This is a genomic window from Mycobacterium parascrofulaceum ATCC BAA-614 (assembly GCF_000164135.1).
Lineage (GTDB): Bacteria > Actinomycetota > Actinomycetes > Mycobacteriales > Mycobacteriaceae > Mycobacterium > Mycobacterium parascrofulaceum.
On the sequence record NZ_GG770554.1, the window covers coordinates 1,205,558 to 1,232,243 of the forward strand.

A 26,686-nucleotide genomic window follows, 5' to 3' on the forward strand; every position below is an offset into this window, starting at 1 on the left:
CCCACGCGGTGCGCGGCCGGTTCGCCGCCGCGGTGCGCGGCACGCTGCCCACCGAGCAGGCGGCGATGCTGCCCGCCCTGGTCTTGGGCGACACCTCGGCGGTCACGGTCGAGACCGACCGCGACTTTCGCGCGGCGGGCATGACCCACCTGATGGCGGTGTCGGGCGCCAACGTGACCATCGTCTGTGCCGCCGTGCTGTTCTCGGCGCGGTGGATCGGCCCCCGGGCGGCCGCCGCCCTCGCCGGGCTGACGCTGGGCGCGTTCGTCGTCGTCGTGCAGCCGACGGCGAGCGTGTTGCGTGCGGCCGTCATGGGCGCTATCGGGCTGGCGGGGATGCTCTCGTCGCGGCGGCGGCAGGCCATCCCGGCGCTCTGCGCCACCGTGCTGGTCCTGCTCGCGGTCGCCCCGCAGTTGGCCGTCGACGTGGGCTTCGCGTTGTCGGCGGTCGCGACGGCCGCGTTGGTCCTCATCGCGCCGGCGTGGTCGCGCCGGCTGGTGAGGCGGGGCTGGCCCAAGCCGCTGGCCGACGCGCTGGCGATCGCCACCGCCGCGCACGCGGTGACCGCACCGCTGGTGGCCGGCATCTCGGGGCGCGTCAGCCTGGTGGCGGTGGCCGCCAACCTCGCCGCGGCACCGGTGATCGCGCCGATCACCGTGCTGGGGAGCGCGGCGGCCGTGTCGAGCCTGGCGTGGCCGGCCGGGTCGCAGCTGTTGATCCGGTTCACCGGTCCGGAGCTGTGGTGGGTGCTGCGGGTGGCGCGATGGTCGGCGAGGGTGCCCGCCGCGACGGTGCCCGTTCCCTCCGGGGCGCCCGGGGTGCTCTTGGTCGCGGGGCTGACCGCGCTGATCGTCGTGGTGGCCGCGCACCTGCGTCGCCGCCGCCGGCTTGGCGCCGCGGCCGGCCTGGGCCTGCTGACGGCGGTCCTCTGCGCGCTGGCGTGGGGGCTGTCGACGCTGCTGGATCCCGCGGCGGCGTAGTCGGTGCGCCGTGACACCATCGTGGGGTGAGCGAGGTTTCGCCGTTGCACCTGGTCCTGGGAGACGAGGAGCTGCTGGTCGAGCGGGCGGTGGCCGACGTTTTGCGGTCGGCGCGCCAGCGGGCCGGTTCCCACAACGAGCCCGACGTCCCGGTCAGCAGGATGCGGGCCGGTGACGTCAGCACCTACGAACTCGCCGAGCTGCTGAGCCCGTCGCTGTTCGGCGACGAGCGCATCGTCGTGCTGGAGGCCGCCGGCGAAGCGGGCAAGGAGGCCGCCGCGGTGATCGCGGCGGCCGCGGCCGACGTGCCGCTGGGCACGATGCTGGTGGTGGTGCATTCGGGTGGCGGGCGGGCCAAGTCCCTGGCGACCGAGCTGCAGTCACTGGGCGCCGTCGTGCATCCGTGCGCCCGGATCACCAAGGTCAGCGAGCGGGTCGACTTCGTGCGCAAGGAGTTCCGGGCGCTGCGGGTCAAGGTCGACGAGGACACCGTGACGGCCATGCTGGACGCGGTCGGCTCCGACGTGCGGGAGCTGGCGGCCGCCTGTTCGCAGCTGGTTGCCGACACCGGCGGGGTGGTGGATGCCGCCGCGGTCCGGCGCTACCACAGCGGCAAAGCCGAGGTGAAGGGGTTCGACATCGCGGACAAGGCGGTGGCCGGTGACGTGGCGGGAGCGGCCGAGGCGCTGCGGTGGGCGATGATGCGCGGCGAGCCGCTCGTGGTGCTGGCCGACGCGCTCGCCGAGGCGGTGCACACGATCGGCCGGGTCGGCCCGCTCTCAGGCGATCCCTATCGGTTGGCGTCGCAGTTGGGGATGCCGCCCTGGCGGGTGCAGAAGGCGCAGAAGCAGGCGCGGTACTGGTCGCGCGACAGCGTGGCGGCCGCGATGAAGGTGGTGGCCGCGCTCAACGCCAACGTCAAGGGCGCGGTCGCGGACGCCGACTACGCGCTGGAATCTGCCGTCAGGAAGGTGGCCGAGCTGGCCGCCCACCGGAATCGGTGAGCGGGCGGGCCTCAGAGCTTGTTGAGCGCGCGGGCCAGGGCCGACTTCTTGTTGGCCGCCTGGTTCTTGTGGATCACGCCCTTGCTGGCCGCCTTGTCCAGCTTGCGGTTGGTCGCGGCGAGCAGCTCCGTGGCCTTCTCTTTGTCGCCGGCGTGGGTCGCCTCGCGGAACGCGCGGACGGCGGTGCGCAGCGAAGACTTCACCGACTTGTTGCGCAGTCGGGCGCGCTCGTTGGTGCGATTGCGCTTCTGCTGCGACTTGATGTTGGCCACGCTTAGTTTCCTTCTCCGCTTCGACGTTGGTTTGGGCGCCGGATATCACCACAGCGACTGCCCAGGTTATCAGTCGGTTACGTTTTCTCCCAAAACGGGAACCCGTGGCCTGCCATAACGCCAATTTGAGGCAGCATCTGAAAAGTGAGTCTTCCCAGCCAGCTCGAGGACAGGGGACGAGGGTTACGCGCCGCGCGCGCCGAGCGCATCTTCGGCGGGTACAACGCGTCCCCGGACCTTTATTCGGCGGCTTTTGACGAGATGTTCGATGCCCAGGGCGCCGTTCGGGGACCCTACAAGGGCATCTACGCCGAGCTCGCGCCGTCGGACGCCTCCGAGCTCAAGGCCCGCGCCGAGGCGCTGGGCCGCGCGTTCATCGACCAGGGCATCACGTTCTCGCTGTCGGGGCAGGAGCGGCCGTTCCCGCTGGACCTGGTTCCCCGGGTGATCTCGGCCGCCGAGTGGAGCCGGCTGGAGCGCGGCATCATCCAGCGCGTCAAGGCCCTGGAGATGTATCTCGACGACATCTACGGCGATCAGGAGATCCTGAGCGACGACATCATCCCGCGCCGCCTGGTCACCTCCTGCGAGCATTTCCACCGACAGGCGATGGGCATCGTCCCGCCCAACGGCGTCCGCATCCACGTGGCCGGCATCGACCTGATCCGCGACGAGAAGGGCAACTTCCGGGTTCTCGAGGACAACCTGCGTTCGCCGTCGGGCGTCTCTTATGTCATGGAGAACCGGCGGACCATGGCGCGGGTCTTCCCGAACCTGTTCGCCACCCACCGGGTGCGCGCGGTCGACGACTACGCGTCGCACCTGCTGCGCGCCCTGCGCAACTCGGCGGCCACCAACGAGGCCGATCCGACGGTGGTGGTGCTGACCCCCGGGGTGTACAACTCGGCGTACTTCGAGCACTCGCTGCTGGCGCGCCAGATGGGGGTCGAGCTGGTCGAGGGGCGCGACCTGTTCTGCCGGGACAACCAGGTCTACATGCGCACCACCGACGGGGAGGTGCAGGTCGACGTCATCTACCGGCGCATCGACGACGCCTTCCTGGACCCGCTGCAGTTCCGTGCGGACTCGGTGCTGGGCGTGGCCGGCCTGGTCAACGCCGCCCGCGCCGGGAACGTCGTCATCTCCAGCGCCATCGGCAACGGTGTGGGCGACGACAAGCTGGTCTACACCTACGTGCCGACCATGATCGAGTACTACCTGGGGGAGAAGCCGCTGCTGGCCAACGTCGAGACGTACCGGTGCTGGCTGGACGACGAACGCGAAGAGGTGCTGGACCGCATCGACGAGTTGGTCCTCAAGCCGGTCGAGGGCTCCGGCGGGTACGGGATCGTGTTCGGGCCGGAAGCGTCCGACAAGGAGTTGGCCACGGTCGCCAAGAAGGTCCGCGACGATCCGCGCAGCTGGATCGCCCAGCCGATGATGGAACTGTCCACCGTGCCCACGCAGATCGGGAACACGCTGGCGCCCCGGTACGTCGACCTGCGGCCCTTCGCGGTCAACGACGGCGACGACGTGTGGGTGCTGCCCGGCGGGCTGACCCGGGTGGCCCTGGTCGAGGGCTCCCGGGTGGTCAACTCCAGCCAGGGCGGTGGCTCCAAGGACACCTGGGTGTTGGCGTCGTCGCGAACCTCGGCCGACGAGCACGAGCTCGGCGCCGCCGAAGTCGTGCGCTCGCTGCCGGAGTCGATGCCCGACCCGGCGTCGGACGGCGCGCCACGGCGAACGCAGACGCAGTCGCAGACTCGGGAATCACCGCAGGAGCAGCAGCTCCTGCAACAACAGCGGCGGGCGAAGCGCTGATGCTGGCCCGTAACGCCGAGGCGCTGTTCTGGATCGGTCGCTATGTCGAGCGCGCCGACGACACCGCCCGCATCCTCGATGTGGTCCTGCACCAGCTGCTCGAGGATTCCAGCGTCGACCCGGACCAGGCGTCCCGGCTGCTGCTGCGGGTGCTCGGCATCGACCCCCCGACACACGACCTGGACGTGTGGTCGTTGACCGATCTGGTGGCCTTCAGCACCAACGCGTCGGGCGGTTCGTCGATCGTCGACGCGATCACGGCGGCGCGGGAGAACGCCAAGTCCGCGCGGGAGGTGACGTCGAGCGAGATCTGGGAGTGCCTCAACACCACCTACCACGCCCTGGGCGAACGCGAACGCGCCGCCAAACGCCTTGGGCCCCATGAATTCCTGTCCTACATCGAGGGCCGGGCGGCGATGTTCGCGGGCTTGGCCGACTCCACGCTGTCCCGCGACGACGGGTACCGCTTCATGGTGCTGGGCCGCGCGATCGAGCGGGTCGACATGACGGTGCGGCTGTTGCTCTCGCGGGTGGGGGACAGCGCGTCTTCGCCGGCGTGGGTGACGCTGCTGCGTTCGGCGGGCGCCCACGACACCTATCTGCGCACCTATCGCGGCGTGCTGGATGCCGGCCGGGTGGTCGAGTTCATGCTGCTCGACCGGCTGTTCCCGCGTTCGGTGTTCTATTCGCTGCGGCTGGCCGAGCACAACCTCGACGAACTGCTGCACAACCGGCAGAGCCGGATCGGGGCCACCGGCGAGGCGCAGCGGTTGCTGGGGCAGGCCCGCAGCGAACTGGAGTTCGTGCAACCCGGCGTGCTGCTGGAGTCCTTGGAGGTCCGACTGGCGGGCTTGCAGCGCACTTGCCGCGAAGTCGGAGAAGCGTTGTCGGTGCAGTACTTTCACGTCACACCGTGGGTGGCGTGGTCGGACGCCGGTGATATCGCCCGGTTGGTCGCCAGGCAGGGGGAGAACTGATGTGGCGGCTGCGGGTGGTGCACACCACCGGGTATGCCTACCAGTCGGCGGTGACCGCCTCCTATAACGAAGCGCGGCTGACCCCCCGGTCGAACAGCAGGCAGAACGTCATCCTCAACCGTGTCGAGACGATTCCGGCGACCCGGTCCTATCGCTACGTCGACTACTGGGGCACCGCGGTCACGGCGTTCGACCTGCACGCGCCGCACACCGACCTCACGGTGACGTCGTCCTCGGTGGTCGAAACCGAGCGGCCGGAACCGCCGGTGACCGACGTCGGCTGGGGCGACCTGCGGTCGGAGGCGGTGATCGATCGATTCGACGAACTGCTTCGCCCCACCCGGCACACCCCGGCGAGCAAAAAGGTTGCCTCCGTGGCGAAGAAGATCGCCAAGGCGCAGCGGCCGGCCGAGGCGGTCGCCGCCGCCGCCCGCTGGGTGCGCGAGGAGCTGGACTATCTCCCGGGAACCACCAGCGTGCACTCGTCGGGGCTGGACGCGCTGAACGCGGGCAAGGGTGTCTGCCAGGACTTCGTGCACCTGTCGCTGATGGTGTTGCGGGCCATGGGAATTCCCGCGCATTACGTGTCGGGTTACCTGCACCCCAAGCACAACGCCGCCGTCGGGGACACCGTGGACGGGCGCAGCCACGCCTGGATTCAGGCGTGGACGGGCGGCTGGTGGAGCTATGACCCCACCCTCGAAACCGAGATCTCCGAGCAGTACGTCAGCGTGGGCGCCGGCCGCGACTACACCGACGTCCCACCCCTGAAGGGCATCTACTCCGGTCAGGGCGCGACCGATCTCGACGTCGTGGTGGAGGTCACCCGGCTGGCCTAGCCGTACTGACCTCGCGTTCACGGGATGGACGGCGCTGCGCCGCACCGGCGTTCGGGAATGATCCCTAGGGCGCGTCGATCTCGACGCGATGCAGGTCGTCGCCGAGTTCGATCCGGCCGCCGAACTGCGACGCCGCCAGGGCCCGCCACTGTTCTTCCTGGCCCGCCACCGGCGCCGGCACGTAGTGGGTCATGACGAGGGTGCCCACCCCGGCCCGGGCGGCGGTTGCGGCGGCCTCTTCGACCGACGAGTGGTAGTCGCAGATGTCTTGGAGCCGTTGTTGCGGGATATTGCCGACGATGTCCTTGCGGATCACGGTGTGCACCAGCGCACCGGCGCCGGCGGCCAGCCGGTCGAGGCCGGGGCAGGGCACCGTGTCGCCGGCGAGCACCACCGACGCCGTCCCGTGGTCGATACGGAACCCGACGGTCGGCGTCACCGGTCGGTGATCCGTCGGCGCCACCCGGATCGACACGCCGTCGCGGTCCCACACCGCACCTTCGGTGCACTCGTGGACCTCGACCGCCGGCGGGGCGTTCAGGTCGGCGTGGTGGGCGATCCGGTACTCGATGTCGTGGCGGAACGCCTGCAGCGTCGCCTCGACCGTCTCGGCGATCCCGGGCGGCCCGATGATCGGCAGCGGCGCGGGGTCCGGAGCGAAGGTGCTGATCCAGCGCGTGATGAGGAGGTCGCCCAGGTCTCCGATGTGGTCGCTGTGCAGGTGCGTGATCAGCAGCGCCGTCAATCCGGCGGCGCCCACGCCCACGGCCGCCGCGCGCTGCAGCACGCCACGGCCGCAGTCCACCAGGAAGACCTGTCCCCCGGCGCGCACCAGAGTCGACGGTCCGGCGCGGTTCGGGTCGGGGATCGGGCTCCCGGTCCCCAGCAGCGTGATCTCGATCATGGCCCCTATCTTGCAAGCCGGCGCCCTCCCCGGGGCCCAATCGGCCGATCCGGCGCGCCGGGCGGCGCGCACCGGTTTCGAACGGTGACGTCAGGGTATGGACACGGATCGGCTACCGGTGCCCGTCGCGGCTTTTCCGCCGCGCGAGTTAGCCGTAGCCTGGTGTGAAGCGGATCACAACCGGCTGGAGGCCTTGATGCGGATTGCGGATGTCTTGCGGAACAAGGGCGCGGCGGTGGTGACCATCAATCCCGAGGCGACGGTCAAAGAGCTGCTCGCCGGCCTCGCCGAACAGAACATCGGGGCCATGGTGGTGGTCGGCGACGAGGGCGTCGTCGGCATCGTCTCCGAACGCGACGTGGTGCGCCAACTGCACACGCACGGCGCCAGCGTGCTGTCCCGCCCGATCTCGAAGATCATGACCACCACGGTCGCCACCTGCACGAAGGCCGACACGGTCGACTCGCTGAGCGTGCTGATGACCAAGAACCGGGTGCGCCACGTGCCGGTGCTCGACGGCAAGAAGCTGATCGGCATCGTCAGCATCGGGGACGTGGTGAAGACCCGTATGGAAGAGCTCGAGGCCGAGCAGCAGCAGCTGCAGTCCTACATCACGCAGGGCTGACCCGCCGTTTCGCCGAGCGTGCATTCGGCGCACAGATCCCGTCGCCGCTTCGCGGTGGTTAACCGCTCGGCGGGTCAGCTCCAGGAGTAGTCCGCGCGCAACCGCTCGGCCACCAGGTCGAAGATCTCCCGATCCAGAATCGCGCCCTCGCGGCGAATGCTCTCTTCGGGCACGTCGAGCACCCGGTCCAGCCGCACCCAGCTCGGCCTGCCCTCATAATCCCAAGCGCCGGAGCCGATCCCGATCCAGTCGCGGTCCTCGGCGTGGCGCTCCTGGCTGGACACCATCAACCCCAGCAGCACCCGGCGGTCACGACCGACCACCAGCACGGGGCGGTCCTTGCCGCGGGTCGGGTCGTCCTCATAAACCACCCATGTCCAGACGATCTCGCCCGGATCGGCCCGGCCGTCGAGGTCCGGGGCGTAGACCAGCTTGCGGGCCCGCTGCGCGGTGGGAAAACTCGCGCTGGTCACCGGCCGGCCCGCGGTGACCGCGGGCGGTTGCGGCGCGGCGGCGGCGATCACGTTCGCGGTGATCTTCACCGCCTGCTGCAGTTCCCGCAGCACGGTCTGCGAGTTCTGCACGTGCCGGGCCAGCCGCGGGGCCCGGTCGAACACCAGGTTCTCGGCAAACCGCTGGAACGTCTTCCACTGGGATTTGCGGGACGACGCCATATTCGCAGCATAGACGCGCCCCGCGTGGGTGCGATTGTGTCCAAGTAGGTCTCGGCCGCCCCGCCTGGATACCCTGGACATGCCGCACGTGCCGCCAGACCAGGAGATTCCCATCAGCAGTTTCGCCGACAAGACCTTCACCGCGCCGGCGCAGATCAGGAACTTCTGCATCATCGCCCACATCGATCACGGCAAGTCCACGCTGGCGGACCGGATGCTTCAGCTCACCGGTGTCGTCGATGAGCGGATGATGCGCGCCCAGTACCTGGATCGGATGGACATCGAGCGCGAGCGCGGGATCACCATCAAGGCGCAAAACGTGCGCCTGCCCTGGAAGGTCGGCGACGAAGAATTCGTTCTGCACCTGATCGACACGCCCGGTCACGTCGACTTCACCTACGAGGTGTCGCGGGCGCTGGAGGCGTGCGAGGGCGCGGTGCTGTTGGTCGACGCGGCGCAGGGCATCGAGGCGCAGACCCTGGCCAACCTGTACCTGGCCCTTGATCGCGACCTGACGATCATCCCGGTGCTCAACAAGATCGACCTGCCCGCGGCCGACCCGGACCGCTACGCGGGCGAGCTCGCCCACATCATCGGCTGCGAGCCGGACGACGTGCTGCGGGTGTCCGGCAAGACCGGCGAGGGCGTGGCCCACCTGCTCGACGAGGTGGTCCGGCTGGTGCCGCATCCGCAGGGTGACGCCGACGCGCCCACCCGCGCGATGATCTTCGACTCCGTCTACGACATCTACCGCGGGGTCGTCACCTATGTCCGGGTGATGGACGGCAAGATCGTCCCGCGCGAACGCATCCTGATGATGTCCACCGGCGCCACCCACGAACTGCTCGAGGTGGGCATCGTCTCCCCGGAACCCAAGGCCAGCGAGGGCCTGGGGGTGGGCGAGGTGGGCTACCTGATCACCGGGGTGAAGGACGTCCGCCAGTCCAAGGTCGGTGACACGGTGACGACGGCCCGGCGCGGCGCCACCGAGGCGCTGACGGGGTACCGCGAGCCCAAGCCGATGGTCTACTCCGGTCTGTATCCGGTGGACGGCTCCGACTACCCGGACCTGCGGGACGCGCTGGACAAGCTGCAGCTCAACGACGCGGCCCTGACCTACGAGCCGGAGACCTCGGTGGCGCTGGGCTTCGGGTTCCGGTGCGGGTTCCTGGGCCTGCTGCACATGGAGATCACCCGCGAACGCCTGGAACGCGAGTTCGACCTGGACCTGATCTCGACGTCACCCAACGTCGTCTACCGCGTCATCAAAGAGGACGACACCGAGATCATCGTGACCAACCCGTCCGACTGGCCCGAGGGCAAGGTGCGCACGGTCTACGAGCCCGTCGTCAAGACCACCATCATCGCGCCCAGCGAATACATCGGAACCATCATGGAGCTGTGCCAGTCCCGCCGCGGCGAGCTGGGCGGCATGGACTATCTGTCACCCGAGCGGGTGGAACTGCGCTACACGATGCCGCTCGGCGAGATCATCTTCGACTTCTTCGATTCCCTGAAGTCACGCACCCGCGGCTACGCCAGCCTCGACTACGAGGAGGCCGGCGAGCAGGAGGCCCAACTGGTCAAGGTCGACATCCTGCTGCAGGGCGAGGCGGTCGACGCGTTCAGCGCGATCGTCCACAAAGACGGGGCGTCCGCCTACGGCAACAAGATGACCACCAAGCTCAAGGAGCTGATTCCGCGCCAGCAGTTCGAGGTGCCGGTGCAGGCCGCCATCGGATCGAAAATCATTGCGCGCGAGAACATCCGGGCCATCCGCAAGGACGTGCTCTCCAAGTGCTACGGCGGGGACATCACCCGCAAGCGCAAACTGCTGGAAAAGCAGAAGGAGGGCAAGAAGCGGATGAAGACGATCGGGCGGGTGGACGTGCCGCAGGAGGCCTTCGTGGCGGCGCTGTCCACCGACGCCGCCGGGGACAAGGGCAAGAAGTAGCCGTGCTGCTGATGCGAGCCGTTGCCGTGGTCGGAATCAGCATGCTCGGCACCGGCTGCGTCACGACGGTCGCCGGAACACCCACGCGCGCGGGCCGGCTCGGCGGATCCGTGCTGCCGCTCGAGCAAGTGCTGCCCGACGACACGGAGGTCAGCGCGGCCGTCGGGAACCGGCTGCCGCCGCACAGCCCGGCGGTGGTGGGCGGTATCGATGTGCTGCCCAACGGGATTCGCGACAGCGGCGGCGCCGCGCCGATCGACTGCCTCGGGGTCGTCGCACCGGCGATGCGCATCGTCTACGAACCCGGCCACGTGCGTGCGGTCGCCACCCAGGATTACTGGAATTACGACTCTGGCGTGACGGTGTCCAGCGCGACGGCGACGGCGATCAGGCTGGCGTCGGCGGCCGACGCGCAACGGCTCTTCGCGTCGTTCGTCAAGCAATGGCAGCGCTGCGAGGGCACCACGATCACCATGTACACCCACGATTCGTCCAACACCGAGTTGTACTCGAAGCCGACCGACACCCGCGTCGACGGGCCGGTCCTGTCGGCGACCGTCATCGCCTGGGACAACCATCACACGTCGCCGGCCCCGGACGAGCGGGCCGTCGGCGTTCAGGGCGACGTGATCGCCGAGGTCAAAGTCGCCGACGGCCCGCGTGTGCGGGCCGGAACCAGGGCGATCGACCTCGTCGACGTCATGTTGCGGAAGGTATCGAGCAGCAGTTGATGACAACCGGCCGAACCGTCCTCGCCTGCCTGGCCGCCGTGGCCCTGGCGGCAGGCTGCACCGTCGACGGCACCGCGCGGCCCGCGCCCGGTCTCAAACCCCGTCCGGTCACGGGGCAGGCCGTCAAGAAGGTGCTCCTCGACGACGGTGAGCTGGCGAAGCTGCTCGGGCAGTCCTTCGGCACCAAGACCGAACTTCCGGCACGGTTCGGCGGTCCGGAGGTGCTGCCGCCCGCCTTCGGCGCGGTGACACCCGCCAACTGCGCGGGCGTCACCTCGATGATGGTCAAGACCGCCTATCAATCCGGCGACGTCAAGAACGCGGCGCGGGAGACGTGGTGGAACACGCATGGGCCCGCGAAGGTGATCAACGTGGCCGAGGGGGTGGTCGCCCTGTCCAGCACGGCCGGGGCCGCCGCGCTGTTTAGGGACTTCGCCCGGCAATGGCGCGACTGCGACGGCACCACCGTGATCATCGGCCGCCCGAGCATCATCACCGACCGCCCCGCGATCGTCTTCTTGGACACGATTTCCGACGTGCGCGTCACGGATTCCGTCGTCGCGGCCACGATTTCGATCGACACGCAATTACCCGGACTGCCCTCCAGCGGACCCCGGCCCGAAGCCCGGGCCATCGGCGTCCGGGGAAACTGCCTCGTGGAAGTCGAGGTGGCGTTCTTCAATGCGGCGAGCCCGTCGGACGAGGGATCCGGCGACGTACACCGCAGCGCCATCGACCTCGCGCACGCGATGATGGACAAAGTCAGCGCGCTGAGCTGACGGGGCACCTGCGGTCAACCTGGGACGTTTCTGCGGTTGAGCTGTGCCTACCGTGTGCTTGGGGCGTTCGCCGCGTCGTCGAACCTAAAATTCAGGTTAAGCGGAAGGCGAGCCGGAAAGCGCATGGGAAGCAGTAGCGGTGTTGGACCGTGGCGAGACGCGTCAGTCTCGGCGTCGTCCGGCGTGCGCCGGCGGCGGGGCCGATGGTGGGTGGCGATACCGCTGATCTTGCTGCTGGCCACGGGCTGTTCCGTCACGGTCGGTGGCGCCGCGCGACCGGCGCCGGACCTCGCGCCGCGATCCGTCCATGGGCAAACCCTGAATCGCGTGCTGGTGGGCAAGAGCGCGCTATCCCGCATCGTCAGGCAACCCATGGAACTCGACCCGCGTTACCCCCCGGTGTCCGGCCGGCCCCCGCTGCCGCTCGGTGATTCCGATTGGTTCCAGAAGTGCCTCGGCGTGGCGGTGATCATGCAGGGCGCCGCCTACCGATCCGCCGACGTGCAGGACGTTGCGCTCGAGACCTGGCGGCCAGTCGGGTCGTCGCCCGCGGCGGTGACCGGGGTGAAGGAGGCCGCGATCAGTTTGCCCACGGCTGCCGACGCCAACGCGTTGTTCGCGACGTTCTCCCGGCAGTGGCAGGGATGCGACGGGAAAACGGTGCCCGTCGCGGGCGGGGCGCTACCGCTGCAGGTGAAAGTGAGCCACGTACAAAGCGCCGGTTCCGTTGTGGCGGCGACGATTTCGATGCAATGGAATGCGCCCGCCATGTTCGCGCCGGCCATCCCCGCCGCGCGGGCGATCGGGGTGCGCGACAACTGCCTCATCGAGGTCGAGGTCGACTTCCTCGACACCCTTAGCGCGTCGCGGGAAGGGGCGGGCGACGTCAACACCAGCGCGCTCGACATCGCGCAGGTCATGCGGGACAAGGTGACGGCGCTGAGCTAGGCGCGCGTCGACCGCGGTCCTGGCGCCCTACATCGGCGCGTTGGCGGGCTGGAACATCCCCGTGCCGTCGGCCTCCTCCTCGGCGCGGATCACGTGCACCACCGCGTTGATCAGCGCCAGGTGGGTGAACGCCTGTGGGAAGTTGCCCAAGTGCCGGCCGGTGCGCGGCTCGATCTCCTCGGCGTAGAGGTGCAGCGGGCTGGCGTAGGACAGCAGCCGCTCGCACAACCGCTTGGCGCGGCCCACCTCGCCGATTTCCACCAGCGCCGACACCAGCCAGAACGAGCAGATGGTGAACGTGCCTTCCTCGCCGGACAACCCGTCGTCGGTCTCCTCCACGCGGTAGCGCAGCACCAGGCCTTCGGAGGTGAGTTCCTCGGCGATGGCCAGCACGGTGTTGCGCACCCGCGGGTCGTCCGGCGGCAGGAACCGGGTCAGCACCACCAGCAGCAGTGAGGCGTCCAGCGCGTCGCTGCCATAGCGCTGGGTGAAGACCCCGCGCGAATCCACGCCGTGTTGCAGGATGTCGTCCTTGATCTCCTCGGCGATCGCCCGCCACTGCTGGGCGTAGCTCTTCTCGCCCTGCCGCTCGGCCAGCTTCGCGCCCCGGTCGAGCGCCACCCAGCACATCACCTTCGACGAGGTGAAGTGCTGCGGTTCGCCGCGGACCTCCCAGATGCCCCGGTCGGGCTCGCGCCAGTGCTTGATGGCCTCTTCGACCTGCTTCTTGAGCACCGGCCACAGGCTCTCCGGGATCTGCTCGCGGGATTTGCAGTGCAGGTAGAACGAGTCGAGGATGGAGCCCCAGATGTCGTGCTGGACCTGGTCGTAGGCGCCGTTGCCGATGCGCACCGGCCGGGCGTGGTCGTAGCCGGACAGGTGATGCAGCTCCTCCTCGACCAGGCTGCGTTCGCCGCCCACGCCGTACATCACCTGCAGCGGATGACGCTCGTTGCTGTTGGCGCCGGAGACATCGGCGATGAACGCGAAGAAGTCGTCGGCCTCGCGGTCCAGTCCCAGCGTGTAGAGCCCCCACAACGCGAACGTCGAGTCACGCACCCACGCGTAGCGGTAGTCCCAATTGCGTTCGCCCTGCGGCGTTTCCGGCAGCGACGTGGTGGCCGCCGCCAGCAGCGCGCCGGTGGGCGAGTACGTCAACCCCTTCAGCGTGAGCGCGCTGCGCTGCAGGTAGGCCCGCCACGGGTGGTCGGGGAAGTTGCCGATGTTGATCCATTGCCGCCAGCATTCGGTGGTCTGCCACATCTTGTCGGCGGCCTCTTCGTAGGTCTGCGGCGCCGGGTGCTTGGTCCAGCTCAGGGCGACGAACACGTCGTCGCCCTCTTTCATCCGGGTGCGGGCCCGCGCCTCGCGGCCCTCCAGCCCGATGCGCAGGTTGGTGGTGAGCCGCAGGGTCGGATGGGCGTCGGGCTGCTTGGTCGCGCGCGCGATCGCTTCGCCGTACGCGTTGGCCGAGTACTCCCACGTGGCGCCGACGCGGTGGTAGTCGAACGCGGGCTCGCAGCTCATCATCAGCTCGACCGTGCCGCTGACGCAGCGCACCGTGCGCAGCAGGATGTGCTCGGCGTCCCAGTCCATCGGCGTGCGCCGGTGCGTCCGCGACCGGCGCTCGATGTCATGCCACGGCCCCATCACCAGCGCGTCGCGCACGATCAGCCACCCGGTGTGGGTTTGCCACGTGGTCTCCATGATCAGGCTGCCGGGCAGGTAGCGGCGGGCCGACGGCACCGAGACGCCGTAGGGCCCGAGCCGGAAGTGGCCGGCGCTGCGGTCCAGGATGGCGCCGAACACGCTGGGGGAGTCCGGCCGCGGCACGCACAGCCATTCGACGGACCCGGCCGGGGAGATGAGGCACGTCGTCTCCCAGTCCGACAGGAAGGCGTAATCGGCGATCGGCGGGAACGGGTTCCGCAACGCCCCGGTGGAGCCGAGCGGGGCCGGCGAATTCCAATCGATCGGCGAGCCCACGGTCGGTTCGGGAGCCGTTACCAACGCCTCCTCGGATTCGCCATTGGCGGACTGATCGGCCGGTTCGGCGTGCAGGACCATCCCGACATCATCGACTGTTAACCCGCTCCCGTCCATTTTTTCGCCGACGTGGCGTCACTCTTTCCTCACCCGCGCCGCCTGGCGAACCGCGGCGCGTGCTCGGGCAGCGGGCCGACCGCGACGAGGTAACCGACCAGCCGCCGCAACGCGGTGGAGCGGCCCACCAGCCGCACGCCCCGCGGTGCCCGGCGCCCGGTGCCGCCGACCGCGGCGGCGATCACGTTGGCATGGATCAGCCGTTGCGCGGCCTGGAGCAGCACCGTGGGAGCCAGCGGCGCGCTTGTACCCGGGCCAGCCGCCACGTGGGCGCCCGTCCCGCGCGCAGGGCGCCGGCCAGGATGCGGGCGGCGGCCACCGCGTCGGCCACCGCGAGGTTGATGCCGACCCCGCCGACCGGCGACATCGCGTGCGCGGCGTCGCCGATCAGCAAGACGCCGCCGGCATACCAGCGGCGGAGCCGATTCAATTGCACGTCAAGCAATTTCACATCGTCGAACGACGTCAGTTTCTGCACGCGGTCGCCGAGCCAGGGCGCCATGCCGACCAGCGCCCGGTGCAGCGCTTCGATGCCCTCGGACCGTAGCCGGGCGTCTGTTCCCTTCGGGATGATGTAGGCGATCTGGTAGTAGTCGCCCCGATCGATCGAGATGACCGCGTGTCCGGACCGCAGCACGCCGGCCAGCCCCCGGGGATCTCCGGGGTGGCGGGGCAACCGGAACCACCACACGTCCATGGGCGCGCCGAAGCTGTGCGGTTCCAGACCCAGCGCCGCACGCACGGTGGACGAGCGACCGTCGCAGGCCACGGTCAGTTCGGCGCGCATGGTCTTGACCTCGCCGGTCTGGTCGCGGTAGGTCACGCCGACGACGCGGTCCGCGTCCCGGATCACGCCGGTCACCTCGGTGCTGCGCATCAGCCGGAAGCTCGGCTCGGCCTCGGCGGCGGTGGCCACGAGTTCCAGGAAGTCCCATTGCGGCACCAGGGCGATGTGCTTGTGCGCGCCCGGGAGGCGGGTCAGGTCGAGCGCGACCGGCTCGTTCTGGATCTCCATGTGGACGGTGTCGATGAGGCGATGCGGGATCTGCGCGAACCGCGGGCCCAGCCCCAGTTCGTCGAGCAGCCGCAGCGTGCTCGCGTGCACGGTGTCGCCGCGAAAGTCACGCAGGAAGTCCGCGTGCTTTTCCATCACCGTGACGTCAACACCGGCGCGGGCCAGCAGCAGGCCCAGCACCATGCCCGCCGGGCCGCCGCCGGCGATCAGGCAGGCCGTCGCCGCCGGCGCGGTGGGCGGGGTGGGCATGCGCCGATCTTGGCACATTGGTTTTCCGCCGCACGGCCGAATAGGGTGAGCCCGTGACCGCGTTCCTGAGTTGGTGGGACGGCAACGAGCTGTGGCTTTCCGGGCTCGCCTTCGTTCTCCAGGCCATGGTGGTGATGCCGGTCGTGCTGGTGGTGGCCGCCGTCACGGCGGGGCTCCTCGACGGCCTCCTCGGCAAGAGCATCGCCCTGATGCGCCGCGCCCGCCACGCCGGTGAGGCGCCCGGGTAACGCGCATGCCTCGCTCACACGTGACGCTGATTCTGGTCTCGCTCGTGGTGCTGGTGATCGTCGCGTGGTGGCTGACGCACTGAACGGGCGGGCCGCCGGCCCGCCCCCTCGCTCGCTCGCGGGCCTGCCGATTCCTGTTAGGCTTCCGGCCATGCATGAGACATCCGGCGTCGTGGAGCGCCATGTCTTCGTGCACTGTTGTCGCTGACCGCCAAACCCGTGTGTGGTCTGGTGTGGGGTTGTGTGAGGTCTCCCCTCGTTCAAGGCGCCTTTCCGCAGCAAACGGGACCAAAATCCGTAAGTTTCGCTCTGGAAGGCCCGAATGCCCAACGACAGCACCGGCGCGCTGCGCTGGCGGCCGGTGGTCGCGCTCGCGCTGATCGTCGCCGTCCTCGCGGGATGCGGCGGCGGCGCCAGCGACGTGGTCGGTGGGGGCGGGCCCGCCGACGCGCACACCAGCCTGACGCTGGTCGCCTACTCCGCCCCGGAACCCGGCTGGAGCACGGTGATCCCCGCGTTCAATGCCGCCGACGTGGGCAAGGGCGTGCAGGTGGTCACCTCCTACGGCGCCTCCGGCGACCAGTCCCGCGGAGTCCTCGACGGCAAACCGGCCGACGTGGTGAACTTCTCGGTCGAACCGGACATCACCCGGCTGGTTAAGGCGGGCAAGGTGGCCAAGGAATGGAATGCCGACGCCACCAAGGGCATCCCGTTCGGGTCGGTGGTCGCCCTGGTGGTGCGTAAGGGCAACCCCAAGAACATCAGGGACTGGGACGACCTCGTCCGCCCCGGCGTCGAGGTGATCACGCCGAGCCCGTTGAGTTCGGGCTCGGCCAAGTGGAATCTGCTCGCACCGTACGCCGTTGAGAGCCGTGGCGGCCAGGACGGCCAGGCGGGCGTCGACTTCGTCAAGAAGTTGGTGAGCGAGCACGTCAAACTGCGCCCCGGGTCGGGCCGGGAAGCCACCGACGTGTTCGTCCAGGGCAGCGGGGACGTGTTGATCAGCTACGAGAACGAGGCGATCGCCACCGAGCGCGCGGGCAAACCGGTCGAACACGTCATCCCGCGGCAGACCTTCAAGATCGAGAACCCGGTCGCGGTGGTGAGCACGAGCACGCACCTGGGCGCCGCGACCGCCTTCAAGAACTTCCAGTACACCGCCGCGGCGCAGAAGTTGTGGGCGCAGGCCGGTTTCCGTCCGGTCGATCCGGCCGTCGCCACCGAGTTTCGCGCCCAGTATCCCGTCCCCGCGAAACTGTGGACGGTCGCCGACCTGGGCGGCTGGGAGGCGGTGGACCCGCAGCTGTTCGACAAGAGCACCGGCAGCATCACCAAGATCTACATGCGGGCCACCGGATGACGGCGGCGACGACGCGCGGGTCGGGCCCGGCCGGGACCGGCTTCGACGACGCCGGTGGTGACGCGCCGCTCGGGGGCGGGCGGCGGGGCCGCGGGTCGGCCGGCACGTCGTTGCGGTTCGGCGTGGCCGTGGTCTGGCTGTCCGTGATCGTGTTGCTGCCGCTGGCCGCGATCGCCTGGGAGGCCGTCGGTGGCGGCTGGGAAGCGTTCTGGTCGGCGGTCACGTCGAACGCCGCGCTGGACTCGTTGCGGGTGACGCTGACCATCTCGGCCGCGGTGACCGTCGTCAATCTGCTGTTCGGCCTGCTGATCGCCTGGGTGCTGGTCCGCGACGACTTCGTCGGCAAGCGGCTGGTCGACGCGGTCATCGACCTTCCGTTCGCGTTGCCCACCATCGTCGCCAGCCTGGTGATGCTGGCCCTCTACGGCAACAACAGCCCGGTCGGTCTGCATCTGCAACACACGGCGTGGGGCGTGGCGGTGGCGTTGGCCTTCGTGACGCTGCCGTTCGTGGTGCGGGCGGTCCAGCCGGTGCTGCTGGAAATCGATCGCGAGACCGAGGAGGCCGCGGCCTCGCTGGGCGCCACCGCGCCGAAGATCTTCACGTCGGTCGTGCTGCCGTCGTTGACGCCGGCGCTGTTGTCCGGTGCCGGCCTGGCGTTCTCGCGCGCGATCGGCGAGTTCGGCTCGGTGGTGCTCATCGGTGGCGCGGTGCCGGGAAAGACCGAAGTGTCGTCGCAGTGGATACGGACCTTGATCGAGAACGACGACCGCACGGGCGCCGCGGCGATTTCGATTGTGCTGCTGATGATTTCGTTCCTGGTGCTGCTCGTGCTGCGCATTGTCGGCTCGCGTGCCGCCAAACGCGGGGAGATGGCCGCGTGACGTTGTCGGCGCAGGTGCGCTACCTGATCCGCTACCTCGCGCTGGCCTATGTCTTCGTGCTGGTCGCCGTCCCGGTCGCGCTGATCCTGTGGCGCACCTTCCGGCCCGGGTTCGACCAGTTCTTCGACTGGGTCAGCACCCCGGCCGCGATCTCGGCGCTGGACCTGTCGCTGCTGGTGGTGGCCATCGTGGTGCCGCTGAACGTGCTGTTCGGCATCCCCACCGCATTGGTCTTGGCGCGCAACCGATTTCGTGGCAAGGGCGTGCTGCAGGCGATCATCGACCTGCCCTTCGCGGTGTCGCCGGTCATCGTGGGCGTCGCGCTGATCCTGCTGTGGGGATCGGCCGGCGCGTTCGGCTTCGTCGAGAGGGACCTTGGCTTCAAAATCATCTTCGGCCTGCCCGGCATCGTGCTCGCGAGCGTCTTCGTCACGCTGCCGTTCGTCGTGCGTGAGGTGGAACCGGTCCTGCACGAATTGGGCACCGATCAGGAGGAGGCGGCGGCGACACTGGGTTCCGGCTGGTGGCAAACCTTTTGGCGCATCACGCTGCCGTCCATCCGGTGGGGCCTGACCTACGGCATCGTGCTGACCGTCGCCCGTACGCTCGGCGAATACGGCGCGGTGATCATGGTGTCGTCCAACCTGCCGGGGAAGTCGCAAACGCTGACCCTGCTCGTCTCGGATCGCTACAACCGGGGCGCCGAGTACGGGGCCTACGCGCTGTCGACGCTATTGATGGCGGTTTCGGTGCTGGTGCTGATCTTCCAGGTGCTGCTCGACGTCCGCCGGACGCGAGCGGCCCGGGCCGACAAGGAGATGTGGGCATGACCGCCTCGGGGACGGGCCGCGCCGAACACGCGATCGTCGTGCGGGACGCGTGCAAGCGCTACGGCGACTTCGTCGCGCTGGACAACGTCAACTTCGTCGTGCCGGCCGGTTCCCTGACGGCGCTGCTGGGACCCAGCGGTTCCGGCAAGTCGACCCTGTTGCGCGCGATCGCCGGCCTCGACCGGCCCGACAGCGGAACGGTCACCATCGACGGGCTCGACGTGACCCGGGTGCCGCCGCAACGCCGCGGGATCGGCTTCGTGTTCCAGCACTATGCGGCGTTCAAGCACCTGACCGTGCGGGACAATGTGGCCTACGGCTTGAAGATCCGCAAGCGGCCCAAGGCCGAGGTCAAGGCCAAGGTCGACAACCTGCTGGAAGTGGTGGGGCTGAGCGGGTTTCAGCACCGCTATCCCAACCAGCTGTCCGGCGGCCAACGACAGCGGATGGCACTCGCGCGGGCGTTGGCGGTGGACCCGCAGGTGCTGCTGCTCGACGAGCCGTTCGGCGCGCTGGACGCCAAGGTGCGCGAGGACCTGCGGGCGTGGTTGCGCCGCCTGCACGACGAGGTGCACGTGACCACGGTGCTGGTCACCCACGACCAGTCCGAGGCGCTCGACGTCGCCGATCGGATCGCCGTGCTCAACCAGGGCCGCATCGAGCAGGTCGGAACGCCCACGGAGGTCTACGACGCCCCGGCGAACGCTTTCGTGATGTCTTTCCTGGGCGCGGTTTCCACGCTGAACGGCACGCTGGTGCGGCCGCACGACATTCGGGTCGGCCGCACCCCGGACATGGCGGTCGCGGGGGGTGATGGCACCGCCGAGTCGGTCGGTGTCGTGCGCGCCACCGTCGATCGCGTGGTCGTGCTCGGTTTCGAGGTGCGGGTGGAGCTGACCAGCGCCGCCACCGGTGGCGCGTTCACGGCCCAGATCACCCGCGGCGACGCCGAGGCCCTGGCCTTGAACGAGGGCGACACCGTCTACGTGCGGGCCACCCGAATCCCGTCCCTTCCCAGCGACTATGGGGCCCTTGGCGGCGGGGACGGCGACACCACGGGCTCGGGGGCGCATCAGCACCAAATTCTCAGGAGTTCTTACGGCGGCGGCAATGTTGGGTAGCCGCGGATTTGTGGCACCGTCACGTCCATGCTGGTAGGCACTTTTCACGACACCATCGACCATTATCGGACCAGCCGCCCGCGCGTGGGTCAAACGTTGAAGAGTCCGGCCAAAGAGCCCGCATTGCTCTTAATGGCGGTCGGCCTGGCGGCATACGGCATCTGTCTCGCCAGTTTCGCCGACCGCCAAGTCCAGGCGGGTGTCGCCGCCGCCCTGATTTCGCTGGTGGCGATGACGGCGGGCGGGGCCTGGTTGTGGAACGAGGCAAGGCGACTCCGGAAACTTGAAGACGACTACAACGCCAAGATGGCTGTCGAGTCGGTCACGGAGGGTGCTTCCGCCGCGGCGATCGTAGGCCCGAACCAACGGGGGCTCGCGAACCACTAGCGCCCATCGGGCGGACCGCTGACGCTGACAGCACGAAACGCGGTTACTACGACGCGTGCAGGCCGCACTCGGTCTTCGACAACCCCTGCCAGCGCCCGCTGCGCGGGTCGGCGCCCGCGACCGGCTTTGCCGTGCACGGAGCGCAGCCGATCGACGGATACCCGTCGTAGACAAGCGGATTGACCAGCACACCGTGCTCGTCCATGTAGTTTTGCATGTCCTCGTCGGTCCATGTCACCAGCGGGTTGATCTTCACCAGCTTGAAGCCCTCGTCGAAGCCGATCACCGGGGCGTTGGCGCGGGTCGCCGCCTCGCTGCGGCGTAACCCGGTCACCCAGGCGGAGTATCCGCTCAGGACCCTGCGCAGCGGCACCACCTTGCGCAACCGGCAGCACTCGCCCGGATCGCGGGTGAACAGGTTCTTCCCCAGCAACTGGTCCTGCTCGGCCACCGTCTGATCGGGGGTGATGTTGAGCAGGTGGATGTCGTAGACCGACTCGACGGCGTCCCGGGTTCCGATGGTTTCGGCGAAGTGGTAGCCGGTGTCCAGGAACACGACCGGCACGCCCGGCCGAACCTTGGACGCCAGATCGATCAACACGGCTTCCTGCATGCTGGAGGTCAGCACGTAGTTGCAGGTCGCCCAGCCGCGGGGTCCGTGGACTCCACCGAAGGTCTCATCGGTCCACCGCAGCACCTCGGTGGCGCTGGCGCCTTCGAGCTCGGCGGCGCCACGCGCCGCGAGGTTTCGCAGTTCGGCTTCGGTCCGTTTCGTTGCTTGCCCGCTCATCGAAGATCGTCCTCATCGGCGCGAATCGCCCACTGCGCGAACCGTTCTCCCGCACTGCGGTGCTTGAGGAAGTTGCGCACCACCCGGTCGATGTAGTCGCCCAACTCGTCGCTGGTGACCTTGTGCTGGCGCAGCTTTCGCCCGAATCCGCTGTCCAGCCCGAGGCTGCCGCCCAGGTGCACCTGAAATCCCTCGACGGAGCCCCCGTGACCGTCGTCGACCATTTGACCCTTGAAGCCGATGTCGGCCACCTGTATCCGGGCGCACGAATTGGGGCAACCGTTGATGTTGACCGTGATCGGCACGTCGAGCGCCGCGTTGATGTCCTCGAGCCGACGTTCCAGCTCGGGCACCAAAACCTGCGCCTTGCCCCGGGTTTCGGCGAACGAGAGCTTGCAGTATTCGATCCCCGTGCAGGCCATCAGGTTTCGGCGCCACCGCGACGGGGTCGTCTGCAGCCCCAGCGCCTCCAGCCCGGCGAGCACATCGTCGAGCTTGTCGTCGGCGACGTCGAGGACGACCAGCTTCTGGTACGGGGTGAACCGCACCCGGTCCGAGCCGGCCGCCTCCATCAGGTCGGCCACCGCCGAGAGGATGGTGCCCGAGACGCGTCCGGCGATGGGCGCCGCCCCGACGGCGTTGAGCCCGTTCTTGAGCCGCTGCACGCCGACGTGATCGATCGGGTGGTGCAGCGGCTCGGGGGCCGGGCCGTCGATCAGGGGCCGCTTGAGGTACTCGGTTTCGAGGACCTCCCGGAACTTTTCGATGCCCCAGTCCTTGATCAAGAACTTCAACCGCGCCTTGGACCGCAGCCGCCGGTAGCCGTAGTCGCGGAATATCGACGTCACGGCTTCCCAGACCTCGGGGACCTCGTCCAGCGGCACCCAGGCGCCGACCCGCTGGGCCAGCATCGGGTTGGTGGACAGGCCGCCGCCGACCCACAGGTCCAGGCCGGGTCCGTGCTCGGGGTGGTTGACGCCGACGAAGGCGATGTCGTTGATCTCGTGCGCGACGTCCTGCAGACCCGAGATCGCGGTCTTGTACTTGCGGGGCAGGTCGGCGAAGTCCGGCTTGCCGATGTAGCGGCGCACGATCTCGTCGATCGCCCAGGTCGGGTCGAGCACCTCGTCGAGGGACTCGCCGGCCAGCGGCGAACCGAGGATGACGCGGGGGCAGTCGCCGCACGCCTCGGCGGTCTGCAGGCCCACGTCGGCGAGCCGCCGCCAGATCTCCGGGACGTTCTCGACCTCGATCCAGTGCATCTGCACGTTCTGGCGATCGGAGATGTCGGCGGTGTCGCGTCCGAATTCGGTCGAGATCTGGCCGACCGTGCGCAGCGCGGCGGCCGACAGCGCGCCGCCGTCGCAGCGCACCCGCATCATGAAGTACTTGGCTTCCAGCAGATCGGCGTTCTCGTCGCCGGTGAAGGTGCCGTCGTAGCCCTGTTCGCGCTGGGTGTAGAGGCCCCACCAGCGGAAACGGCCGCGCAGGTCACTCTTGTCGATGCTGTCGAACCCGTCTTTGGCGTACACGTTCTCGATGCGTTCACGCACGTCGAGGGGGGCGCCGGCGCGCTTCATCTCCTCGTTGGGGTTGAGCGGTTCCCGATCTCCCAGCGCCCACTGGCCCTCGTTGCGGGCCTTCTTGGGTGCCCCAGCGGGACGGGCTGTGGTCATTAAGAGGTCTCCTTTTCGACATCGCAGGCATAGAAGCACAGCTCACCGGTGGTATCGGCGGCGCAGATCCGATGCCAGCTGGACGTACAGGTGGGCGGGTCTACGACATCAAGGGAGACAGCAACAGCTGCAAACACGCTTGAGATCAATGTGCCGCCGCGCCACGAGCGCAATGCGAAGGCTGGGCTGAGCGACGGTCACGCCCCCATTGTGCCATGCCCACCGGGGGGTCACGCCACCAGGTGAAATATCCGCTCACGGTGAGCGGAATTCCGCGGTCGAGCCGGCCGCGCCGGTAACGAAGCCCGGGCACAGCGGCCGGCCGGTGCGGTTCGGGCCGGCCCGGCCGGCCGCTGTCGCGGGCGCCGCGCCGTGGGATGATTTGGCATGACACTTCGCGAGGAGGCGGTCGCGCTGCCCGAGCTGCGGCCCGTTCCGGGGCGGCCGTTCGGGGTGTACATCCACGTTCCGTTCTGCATAACCCGTTGCGGCTACTGCGATTTCAACACCTACACCCCGGCCGAACTGGGTGGTGTGAACCCCGACGCCTGGCTGGCGGCGTTGCGGACCGAGCTGCAGCTGGCCGCGGAGCGGCTCGCCGGTCCGACCGTGGACACCGTATTCGTCGGCGGCGGGACGCCGTCCCTGCTGGGCGGCGCGCGTGTGGCGTCGTTGCTCGACATGGTGCGGGAGCATTTCGCGTTGGCGCCCGATGCCGAGATCACCACCGAGGCCAACCCGGAGTCGGCCTGGCCGGACTTCTTCGACGCCGCCCGCGCGGCGGGCTACACGCGGGTGTCGCTCGGTATGCAGTCGGTGTCGCCGACGGTGCTGGGGGTGCTCGACCGCATTCACACCCCGAACCGATCGGCGGCCGCGGCCCGCGAGGCGTTGGACGCCGGGTTCGAACACGTCAGCCTCGATCTGATCTATGGCACGCCGGGGGAGTCCGACGACGACCTGCTGCGCTCGCTCGACACGGCGGTCGAAACCGGCGTCGATCACGTCTCGGCGTACGCCCTGGTCGTCGAGGAGGGCACCGCGCTCGCCCGCCGGGTCCGGCGGGGCGAGCTGGCGGCTCCCGACGACGACGTGCTCGCGCACCGCTACGAGCTGGTCGATGCCAGGCTGTCCGAGGCGGGGCTGACCTGGTACGAAGTGTCCAACTGGTCGCGGCCCGGCGGTGAATGCCGGCACAATCTCGGCTACTGGGACGGTGGCCAGTGGTGGGGCGCCGGCCCGGGCGCGCACGGTCACGTCGGCGCCGTGCGGTGGTGGAACGTCAAGCACCCCAACGCCTATGCGGAGATGCTGGCCCGCGCCGCGCTCCCGGTGGGGGGCTTCGAGCTGCTGGACCCCGACGCCCTGCACACCGAAGTCGTGCTGCTGAAAACCCGGCTGCGGCAGGGGCTTCCGCACGACGTGCTGAACCCGGCCGAACGGCGGCGCGCCGAGGGAGCGGTCGCCGATGGGTTGCTGGTGTCCGCCGACGACCGGTTCGTCCTCACCCCGCGCGGACGGCTGCTGGCCGACGCGGTGGTGCGCACCGTCCTGGGGTAGCGCTCGGCCGGTCGTGACACCGGCGCGCGAGCGCGCGGTTGGCGCCGTAGCTCGTCAACACGCCCGTCGGCCAACGCCATTCGGCAACGGCCGGGTTTGGCGAACCTAGAACCAGTGCGCGATCAGCCGGTTGACCTCGATGTAGAGCGGGATCCCGATGGTGACGTTGTAGGAGAACGTCAGACCCAACGACGCCGCCAACGGCAGGGTGGGGCTGGCTTCGGGGATCGCCAACCGCTGGACCGCGGGGACGGCGATGTAGGACGCCGCACCGCACAGCACCGCGAACAACACGTAGGTCCCCGGCTTGAAATCGGCGTGGGTCATCGTGGAGTAGATGTGGGCGACCAGGATGCCAAGGGGTGCAAAGATATTCGGCGCAAGCAGGCCGAAGAAGATGAAACCGGGGCCGGCCGTCCGCAGGTCCTTCAGCTTCCGTGAGGCCGTCATGCCCATCTCGAGCAGGAACAGACAGAGCACACCCTGAAACGCCAGGACGAAGAACTTGTCGTCGTCGGCGACCACCTTCTGCCCCTGCAGCCCACTGACCAGGCCGATGATGATGCCGCCCATGAGCAGGACGAGCCCCGGGTTCAGGAAGACCTCTTGGAACAGCTCCCGCGAGAAGATCGGCACCCTCTTGCCGGCCGTGTGGGGCGGGGTCTCGTCGGGTTCCCAGTCGGGGTGGTCGAGCTTTTCCAGGGAGAGTTCGAGCTCCTGCTCTATGCCGCGCTCGGTCTCGGCCTCGAGGCTGCCGCCGTGCGGCGGCTTGGCCGCCGAACCGGGCCCGACCGACACCTTGACCGGCGCGATGTAGCCGGGCTCGTCGGCCATATTCCCGGCCGCATCCATCCCGCGATGGCGCAGGCGCGCCACGAAATACAGCGCCACCAGGCAACCGGGAATCTCCATCACGGCCAACATGACCGGCATGTAGGCGTTGAACGCCATGCCGATGGCGGTCAGGACGGCGACGCAGGTGGCGAACGTTCCCGCCGAGTCCGATCCGTAGTACCCCGCGACCGTCGCGCGGTCGATTCGTCGAAGGGAGGTCAGCCAATTCAGCAACAGGTAGGCGAGCCCGCCGATCAGGAAGTTCAGCACGAAGCCCAGCACCATGAAGCCCACGATCGCGCCGACGCTGCCCGCGCTGACCTTCGCGAGTTCTTCGCCGCCGTGCCAGCCGATGGCCAGCAGCAGGTACATGGTCAAGCCCTGATAAATCACGTAGGGAAATTCGAACCGCACCTTCAGGATCGGAATCAGGAATCCGAAGTAGAAGAAGAGCAGGAGCGGCTTGAACAGGTTGTGGGTGAAGTTTTGCCAAAACTCTTGCAGCATTCGATGCCTCCCTCGATGAGTGCGGTGATCTGGGAAAAAGCACCGTCCGCAAGCGGAGCCACCACGAACATCCCGACGACCGTGCAAAACCTATCCCCGCGGGTCTCAAATCGCCACTCGAATGCAAAGCGGGAAGTACAGGCGTGTCGGGCCGAGCCGGGCGGCCCGGGGCGCGATAAAGTCGCTGGTCAGGAGGGTGCGGTCGGTGGCTCTCAGTGGGCGCGGCGCCGGAACGGCGGGCGTGGGTTTGGTGTGAAAGTGCTGTGGATTTGCTGTGGGGTCGACAGCGAAATTAGCGCGCCGAGGAAATGAGCGAGGGCCTGACCCCGGTGCCCTTCTTGCGATGGGTCACCGACAGCCACGCCATTGGCGAGTAATGGGTGGTGATTTCCTCGAAACCGTCGACGCGCGAGACCGTGAGGACACCCGTTTCCTGATTGATTTCGAGCCCGTCGCTGTCGCCGCCCTGGACCTCTTCGCCGTTCGCAAGCCGGATCACGAACATGGTGTTCCTCCCGAATGGTTGGCGGTAGGTGACGATCGGGCGCGCAACCAACATTTCCGCCGGCGAGCGGGTTCGCACGGTTAGACCGTGATTTTAGGAGCAATCGCGT

General features: G+C 68.8%; 26 protein-coding genes and 1 pseudogene. 17 read left to right on the forward strand and 10 right to left on the reverse strand.

Annotated elements, in window-relative coordinates; genetic code table 11:
• Both HMPREF0591_RS15535 and holA read left to right on the forward strand, forming a co-directional pair.
• Window positions 1-980 (forward strand): ComEC/Rec2 family competence protein (locus tag HMPREF0591_RS15535; RefSeq protein ID WP_007169543.1); only part of this gene is annotated, 980 nt, incomplete at its 5' end.
• A 26-nt stretch (window positions 981-1,006) separates the two neighbouring features.
• On the forward strand, window positions 1,007-1,984 hold the full coding sequence (holA, locus tag HMPREF0591_RS15540) for a DNA polymerase III subunit delta (protein ID WP_007169544.1): 978 nt from the start codon (window positions 1,007-1,009) through the stop codon (window positions 1,982-1,984).
• Between the two features lie 11 nt (window positions 1,985-1,995).
• Here holA and rpsT read toward each other — a convergent pair whose 3' ends face one another.
• Window positions 1,996-2,256, reverse strand: a complete 261-nt coding sequence (gene rpsT / locus HMPREF0591_RS15545) for a 30S ribosomal protein S20 (protein ID WP_007169545.1) — start codon at window positions 2,254-2,256, stop codon at window positions 1,996-1,998.
• Window positions 2,257-2,400: 144 nt separating this feature from the next.
• Here rpsT and HMPREF0591_RS15550 point away from each other — a divergent pair, with 144 nt between their 5' ends.
• Genes HMPREF0591_RS15550 through HMPREF0591_RS15560 form a run of 3 tightly spaced genes read left to right on the forward strand, consistent with a single transcriptional unit; the run spans window position 2,401 to window position 5,893 of the window.
• Window positions 2,401-4,077, forward strand: a complete 1,677-nt coding sequence (locus HMPREF0591_RS15550; RefSeq protein ID WP_007169546.1) for a circularly permuted type 2 ATP-grasp protein — start codon at window positions 2,401-2,403, stop codon at window positions 4,075-4,077.
• Window positions 4,077-5,054 carry an alpha-E domain-containing protein gene (locus tag HMPREF0591_RS15555; protein WP_007169547.1) on the forward strand — a complete coding sequence of 326 codons (978 nt, stop codon included), beginning with the start codon at window positions 4,077-4,079 and terminating at the stop codon, window positions 5,052-5,054. The genes HMPREF0591_RS15550 and HMPREF0591_RS15555 overlap by 1 nt, the downstream gene beginning before the upstream one ends.
• The gene (locus HMPREF0591_RS15560; RefSeq protein ID WP_007169548.1) at window positions 5,054-5,893 is read left to right on the forward strand and encodes a transglutaminase family protein; all 840 of its coding nucleotides are present in this window, start codon (window positions 5,054-5,056) and stop codon (window positions 5,891-5,893) included. The genes HMPREF0591_RS15555 and HMPREF0591_RS15560 overlap by 1 nt, the downstream gene beginning before the upstream one ends.
• A 64-nt stretch (window positions 5,894-5,957) precedes the next feature.
• On the opposite strand, the gene HMPREF0591_RS15565 is transcribed toward HMPREF0591_RS15560, so the two are convergent.
• Window positions 5,958-6,797 (reverse strand): ribonuclease Z, encoded by an 840-nt coding sequence (locus HMPREF0591_RS15565; protein WP_007169549.1) that lies wholly within the window; start codon window positions 6,795-6,797, stop codon window positions 5,958-5,960.
• Between the two features lie 196 nt (window positions 6,798-6,993).
• Between HMPREF0591_RS15565 and HMPREF0591_RS15570 the strand changes: the two genes are divergently transcribed.
• Window positions 6,994-7,422 carry a CBS domain-containing protein gene (locus HMPREF0591_RS15570; protein ID WP_040622910.1) on the forward strand — a complete coding sequence of 143 codons (429 nt, stop codon included), beginning with the start codon at window positions 6,994-6,996 and terminating at the stop codon, window positions 7,420-7,422.
• Between the two features lie 74 nt (window positions 7,423-7,496).
• Here HMPREF0591_RS15570 and HMPREF0591_RS15575 read toward each other — a convergent pair whose 3' ends face one another.
• Window positions 7,497-8,096: a type II toxin-antitoxin system PemK/MazF family toxin gene (locus HMPREF0591_RS15575; protein WP_007169551.1), complete on the reverse strand. Its 600-nt coding sequence runs from the start codon at window positions 8,094-8,096 to the stop codon at window positions 7,497-7,499.
• A gap of 79 nt (window positions 8,097-8,175) precedes the next feature.
• Between HMPREF0591_RS15575 and lepA the strand changes: the two genes are divergently transcribed.
• The 4 genes from lepA to HMPREF0591_RS15595 all read left to right on the forward strand — a co-directional run bounded on the left by lepA (window position 8,176) and on the right by HMPREF0591_RS15595 (window position 12,508).
• Window positions 8,176-10,050: a translation elongation factor 4 gene (gene lepA / locus HMPREF0591_RS15580; protein ID WP_007169552.1), complete on the forward strand. Its 1,875-nt coding sequence runs from the start codon at window positions 8,176-8,178 to the stop codon at window positions 10,048-10,050.
• 11 nt (window positions 10,051-10,061) lie between these two features.
• Window positions 10,062-10,781: a sensor domain-containing protein gene (locus HMPREF0591_RS15585; protein WP_007169553.1), complete on the forward strand. Its 720-nt coding sequence runs from the start codon at window positions 10,062-10,064 to the stop codon at window positions 10,779-10,781.
• Window positions 10,781-11,560: a sensor domain-containing protein gene (locus HMPREF0591_RS15590; RefSeq protein WP_007169554.1), complete on the forward strand. Its 780-nt coding sequence runs from the start codon at window positions 10,781-10,783 to the stop codon at window positions 11,558-11,560. The genes HMPREF0591_RS15585 and HMPREF0591_RS15590 overlap by 1 nt, the downstream gene beginning before the upstream one ends.
• A gap of 123 nt (window positions 11,561-11,683) precedes the next feature.
• A complete protein-coding gene (locus tag HMPREF0591_RS15595) occupies window positions 11,684-12,508 on the forward strand; it encodes a sensor domain-containing protein (protein ID WP_139093617.1) in 825 nt (274 codons plus the stop codon).
• Between the two features lie 27 nt (window positions 12,509-12,535).
• Here HMPREF0591_RS15595 and HMPREF0591_RS15600 read toward each other — a convergent pair whose 3' ends face one another.
• The gene (locus tag HMPREF0591_RS15600) at window positions 12,536-14,575 is read right to left on the reverse strand and encodes a glycoside hydrolase family 15 protein (protein ID WP_040622601.1); all 2,040 of its coding nucleotides are present in this window, start codon (window positions 14,573-14,575) and stop codon (window positions 12,536-12,538) included.
• A gap of 65 nt (window positions 14,576-14,640) precedes the next feature.
• Window positions 14,641-15,875: pseudogene (locus tag HMPREF0591_RS15605) on the reverse strand (FAD-dependent oxidoreductase).
• Between the two features lie 53 nt (window positions 15,876-15,928).
• Here HMPREF0591_RS15605 and HMPREF0591_RS15610 point away from each other — a divergent pair.
• The 6 genes from HMPREF0591_RS15610 (at window position 15,929) to HMPREF0591_RS30345 (ending at window position 20,705) form a co-directional block, all read left to right on the forward strand.
• The gene (locus HMPREF0591_RS15610; RefSeq protein WP_007169559.1) at window positions 15,929-16,123 is read left to right on the forward strand and encodes a hypothetical protein; all 195 of its coding nucleotides are present in this window, start codon (window positions 15,929-15,931) and stop codon (window positions 16,121-16,123) included.
• A gap of 322 nt (window positions 16,124-16,445) precedes the next feature.
• The gene (locus HMPREF0591_RS15615; RefSeq protein WP_007169560.1) at window positions 16,446-17,483 is read left to right on the forward strand and encodes a sulfate ABC transporter substrate-binding protein; all 1,038 of its coding nucleotides are present in this window, start codon (window positions 16,446-16,448) and stop codon (window positions 17,481-17,483) included.
• Window positions 17,480-18,367 carry a sulfate ABC transporter permease subunit CysT gene (gene cysT, locus HMPREF0591_RS15620; RefSeq protein WP_007169561.1) on the forward strand — a complete coding sequence of 296 codons (888 nt, stop codon included), beginning with the start codon at window positions 17,480-17,482 and terminating at the stop codon, window positions 18,365-18,367. The genes HMPREF0591_RS15615 and cysT overlap by 4 nt, the downstream gene beginning before the upstream one ends.
• A complete protein-coding gene (gene cysW, locus HMPREF0591_RS15625; RefSeq protein WP_007169562.1) occupies window positions 18,364-19,197 on the forward strand; it encodes a sulfate ABC transporter permease subunit CysW in 834 nt (277 codons plus the stop codon). Before cysT ends, cysW begins: the two co-directional genes overlap by 4 nt.
• Entirely contained in the window at window positions 19,194-20,318 is a 1,125-nt protein-coding gene (locus HMPREF0591_RS15630; RefSeq protein WP_007169563.1) for a sulfate/molybdate ABC transporter ATP-binding protein, read from the forward strand. The genes cysW and HMPREF0591_RS15630 overlap by 4 nt, the downstream gene beginning before the upstream one ends.
• 27 nt (window positions 20,319-20,345) lie before the next feature.
• Window positions 20,346-20,705, forward strand: coding sequence for a hypothetical protein (locus HMPREF0591_RS30345; protein WP_007169564.1), 360 nt, complete (start codon window positions 20,346-20,348; stop codon window positions 20,703-20,705).
• Window positions 20,706-20,751: 46 nt separating this feature from the next.
• On the opposite strand, the gene HMPREF0591_RS15640 is transcribed toward HMPREF0591_RS30345, so the two are convergent.
• The 3 genes from HMPREF0591_RS15640 to HMPREF0591_RS34685 all read right to left on the reverse strand — a co-directional run bounded on the left by HMPREF0591_RS15640 (window position 20,752) and on the right by HMPREF0591_RS34685 (window position 23,405).
• A complete protein-coding gene (locus tag HMPREF0591_RS15640; RefSeq protein WP_007169565.1) occupies window positions 20,752-21,495 on the reverse strand; it encodes a phosphoadenylyl-sulfate reductase in 744 nt (247 codons plus the stop codon).
• Entirely contained in the window at window positions 21,492-23,171 is a 1,680-nt protein-coding gene (locus HMPREF0591_RS15645; protein WP_007169566.1) for a nitrite/sulfite reductase, read from the reverse strand. Before HMPREF0591_RS15645 ends, HMPREF0591_RS15640 begins: the two co-directional genes overlap by 4 nt.
• A 108-nt stretch (window positions 23,172-23,279) precedes the next feature.
• Window positions 23,280-23,405, reverse strand: coding sequence for an Ms4527A family Cys-rich leader peptide (locus HMPREF0591_RS34685; RefSeq protein WP_425270186.1), 126 nt, complete (start codon window positions 23,403-23,405; stop codon window positions 23,280-23,282).
• A gap of 153 nt (window positions 23,406-23,558) precedes the next feature.
• Here HMPREF0591_RS34685 and hemW point away from each other — a divergent pair, with 153 nt between their 5' ends.
• Window positions 23,559-24,731 (forward strand): radical SAM family heme chaperone HemW, encoded by a 1,173-nt coding sequence (hemW, locus tag HMPREF0591_RS15650; RefSeq protein ID WP_007169568.1) that lies wholly within the window; start codon window positions 23,559-23,561, stop codon window positions 24,729-24,731.
• A gap of 105 nt (window positions 24,732-24,836) precedes the next feature.
• Here the strand turns inward: hemW and HMPREF0591_RS15655 are convergent, their stop codons facing one another.
• Together HMPREF0591_RS15655 and HMPREF0591_RS15660 are read right to left on the reverse strand one after the other, a co-directional pair.
• Window positions 24,837-26,072, reverse strand: coding sequence for a sodium-dependent bicarbonate transport family permease (locus HMPREF0591_RS15655; protein ID WP_007169569.1), 1,236 nt, complete (start codon window positions 26,070-26,072; stop codon window positions 24,837-24,839).
• 292 nt (window positions 26,073-26,364) lie between these two features.
• Window positions 26,365-26,577: a hypothetical protein gene (locus HMPREF0591_RS15660; protein ID WP_040622919.1), complete on the reverse strand. Its 213-nt coding sequence runs from the start codon at window positions 26,575-26,577 to the stop codon at window positions 26,365-26,367.
• Between the last annotated feature and the right edge of the window lie 109 nt (window positions 26,578-26,686).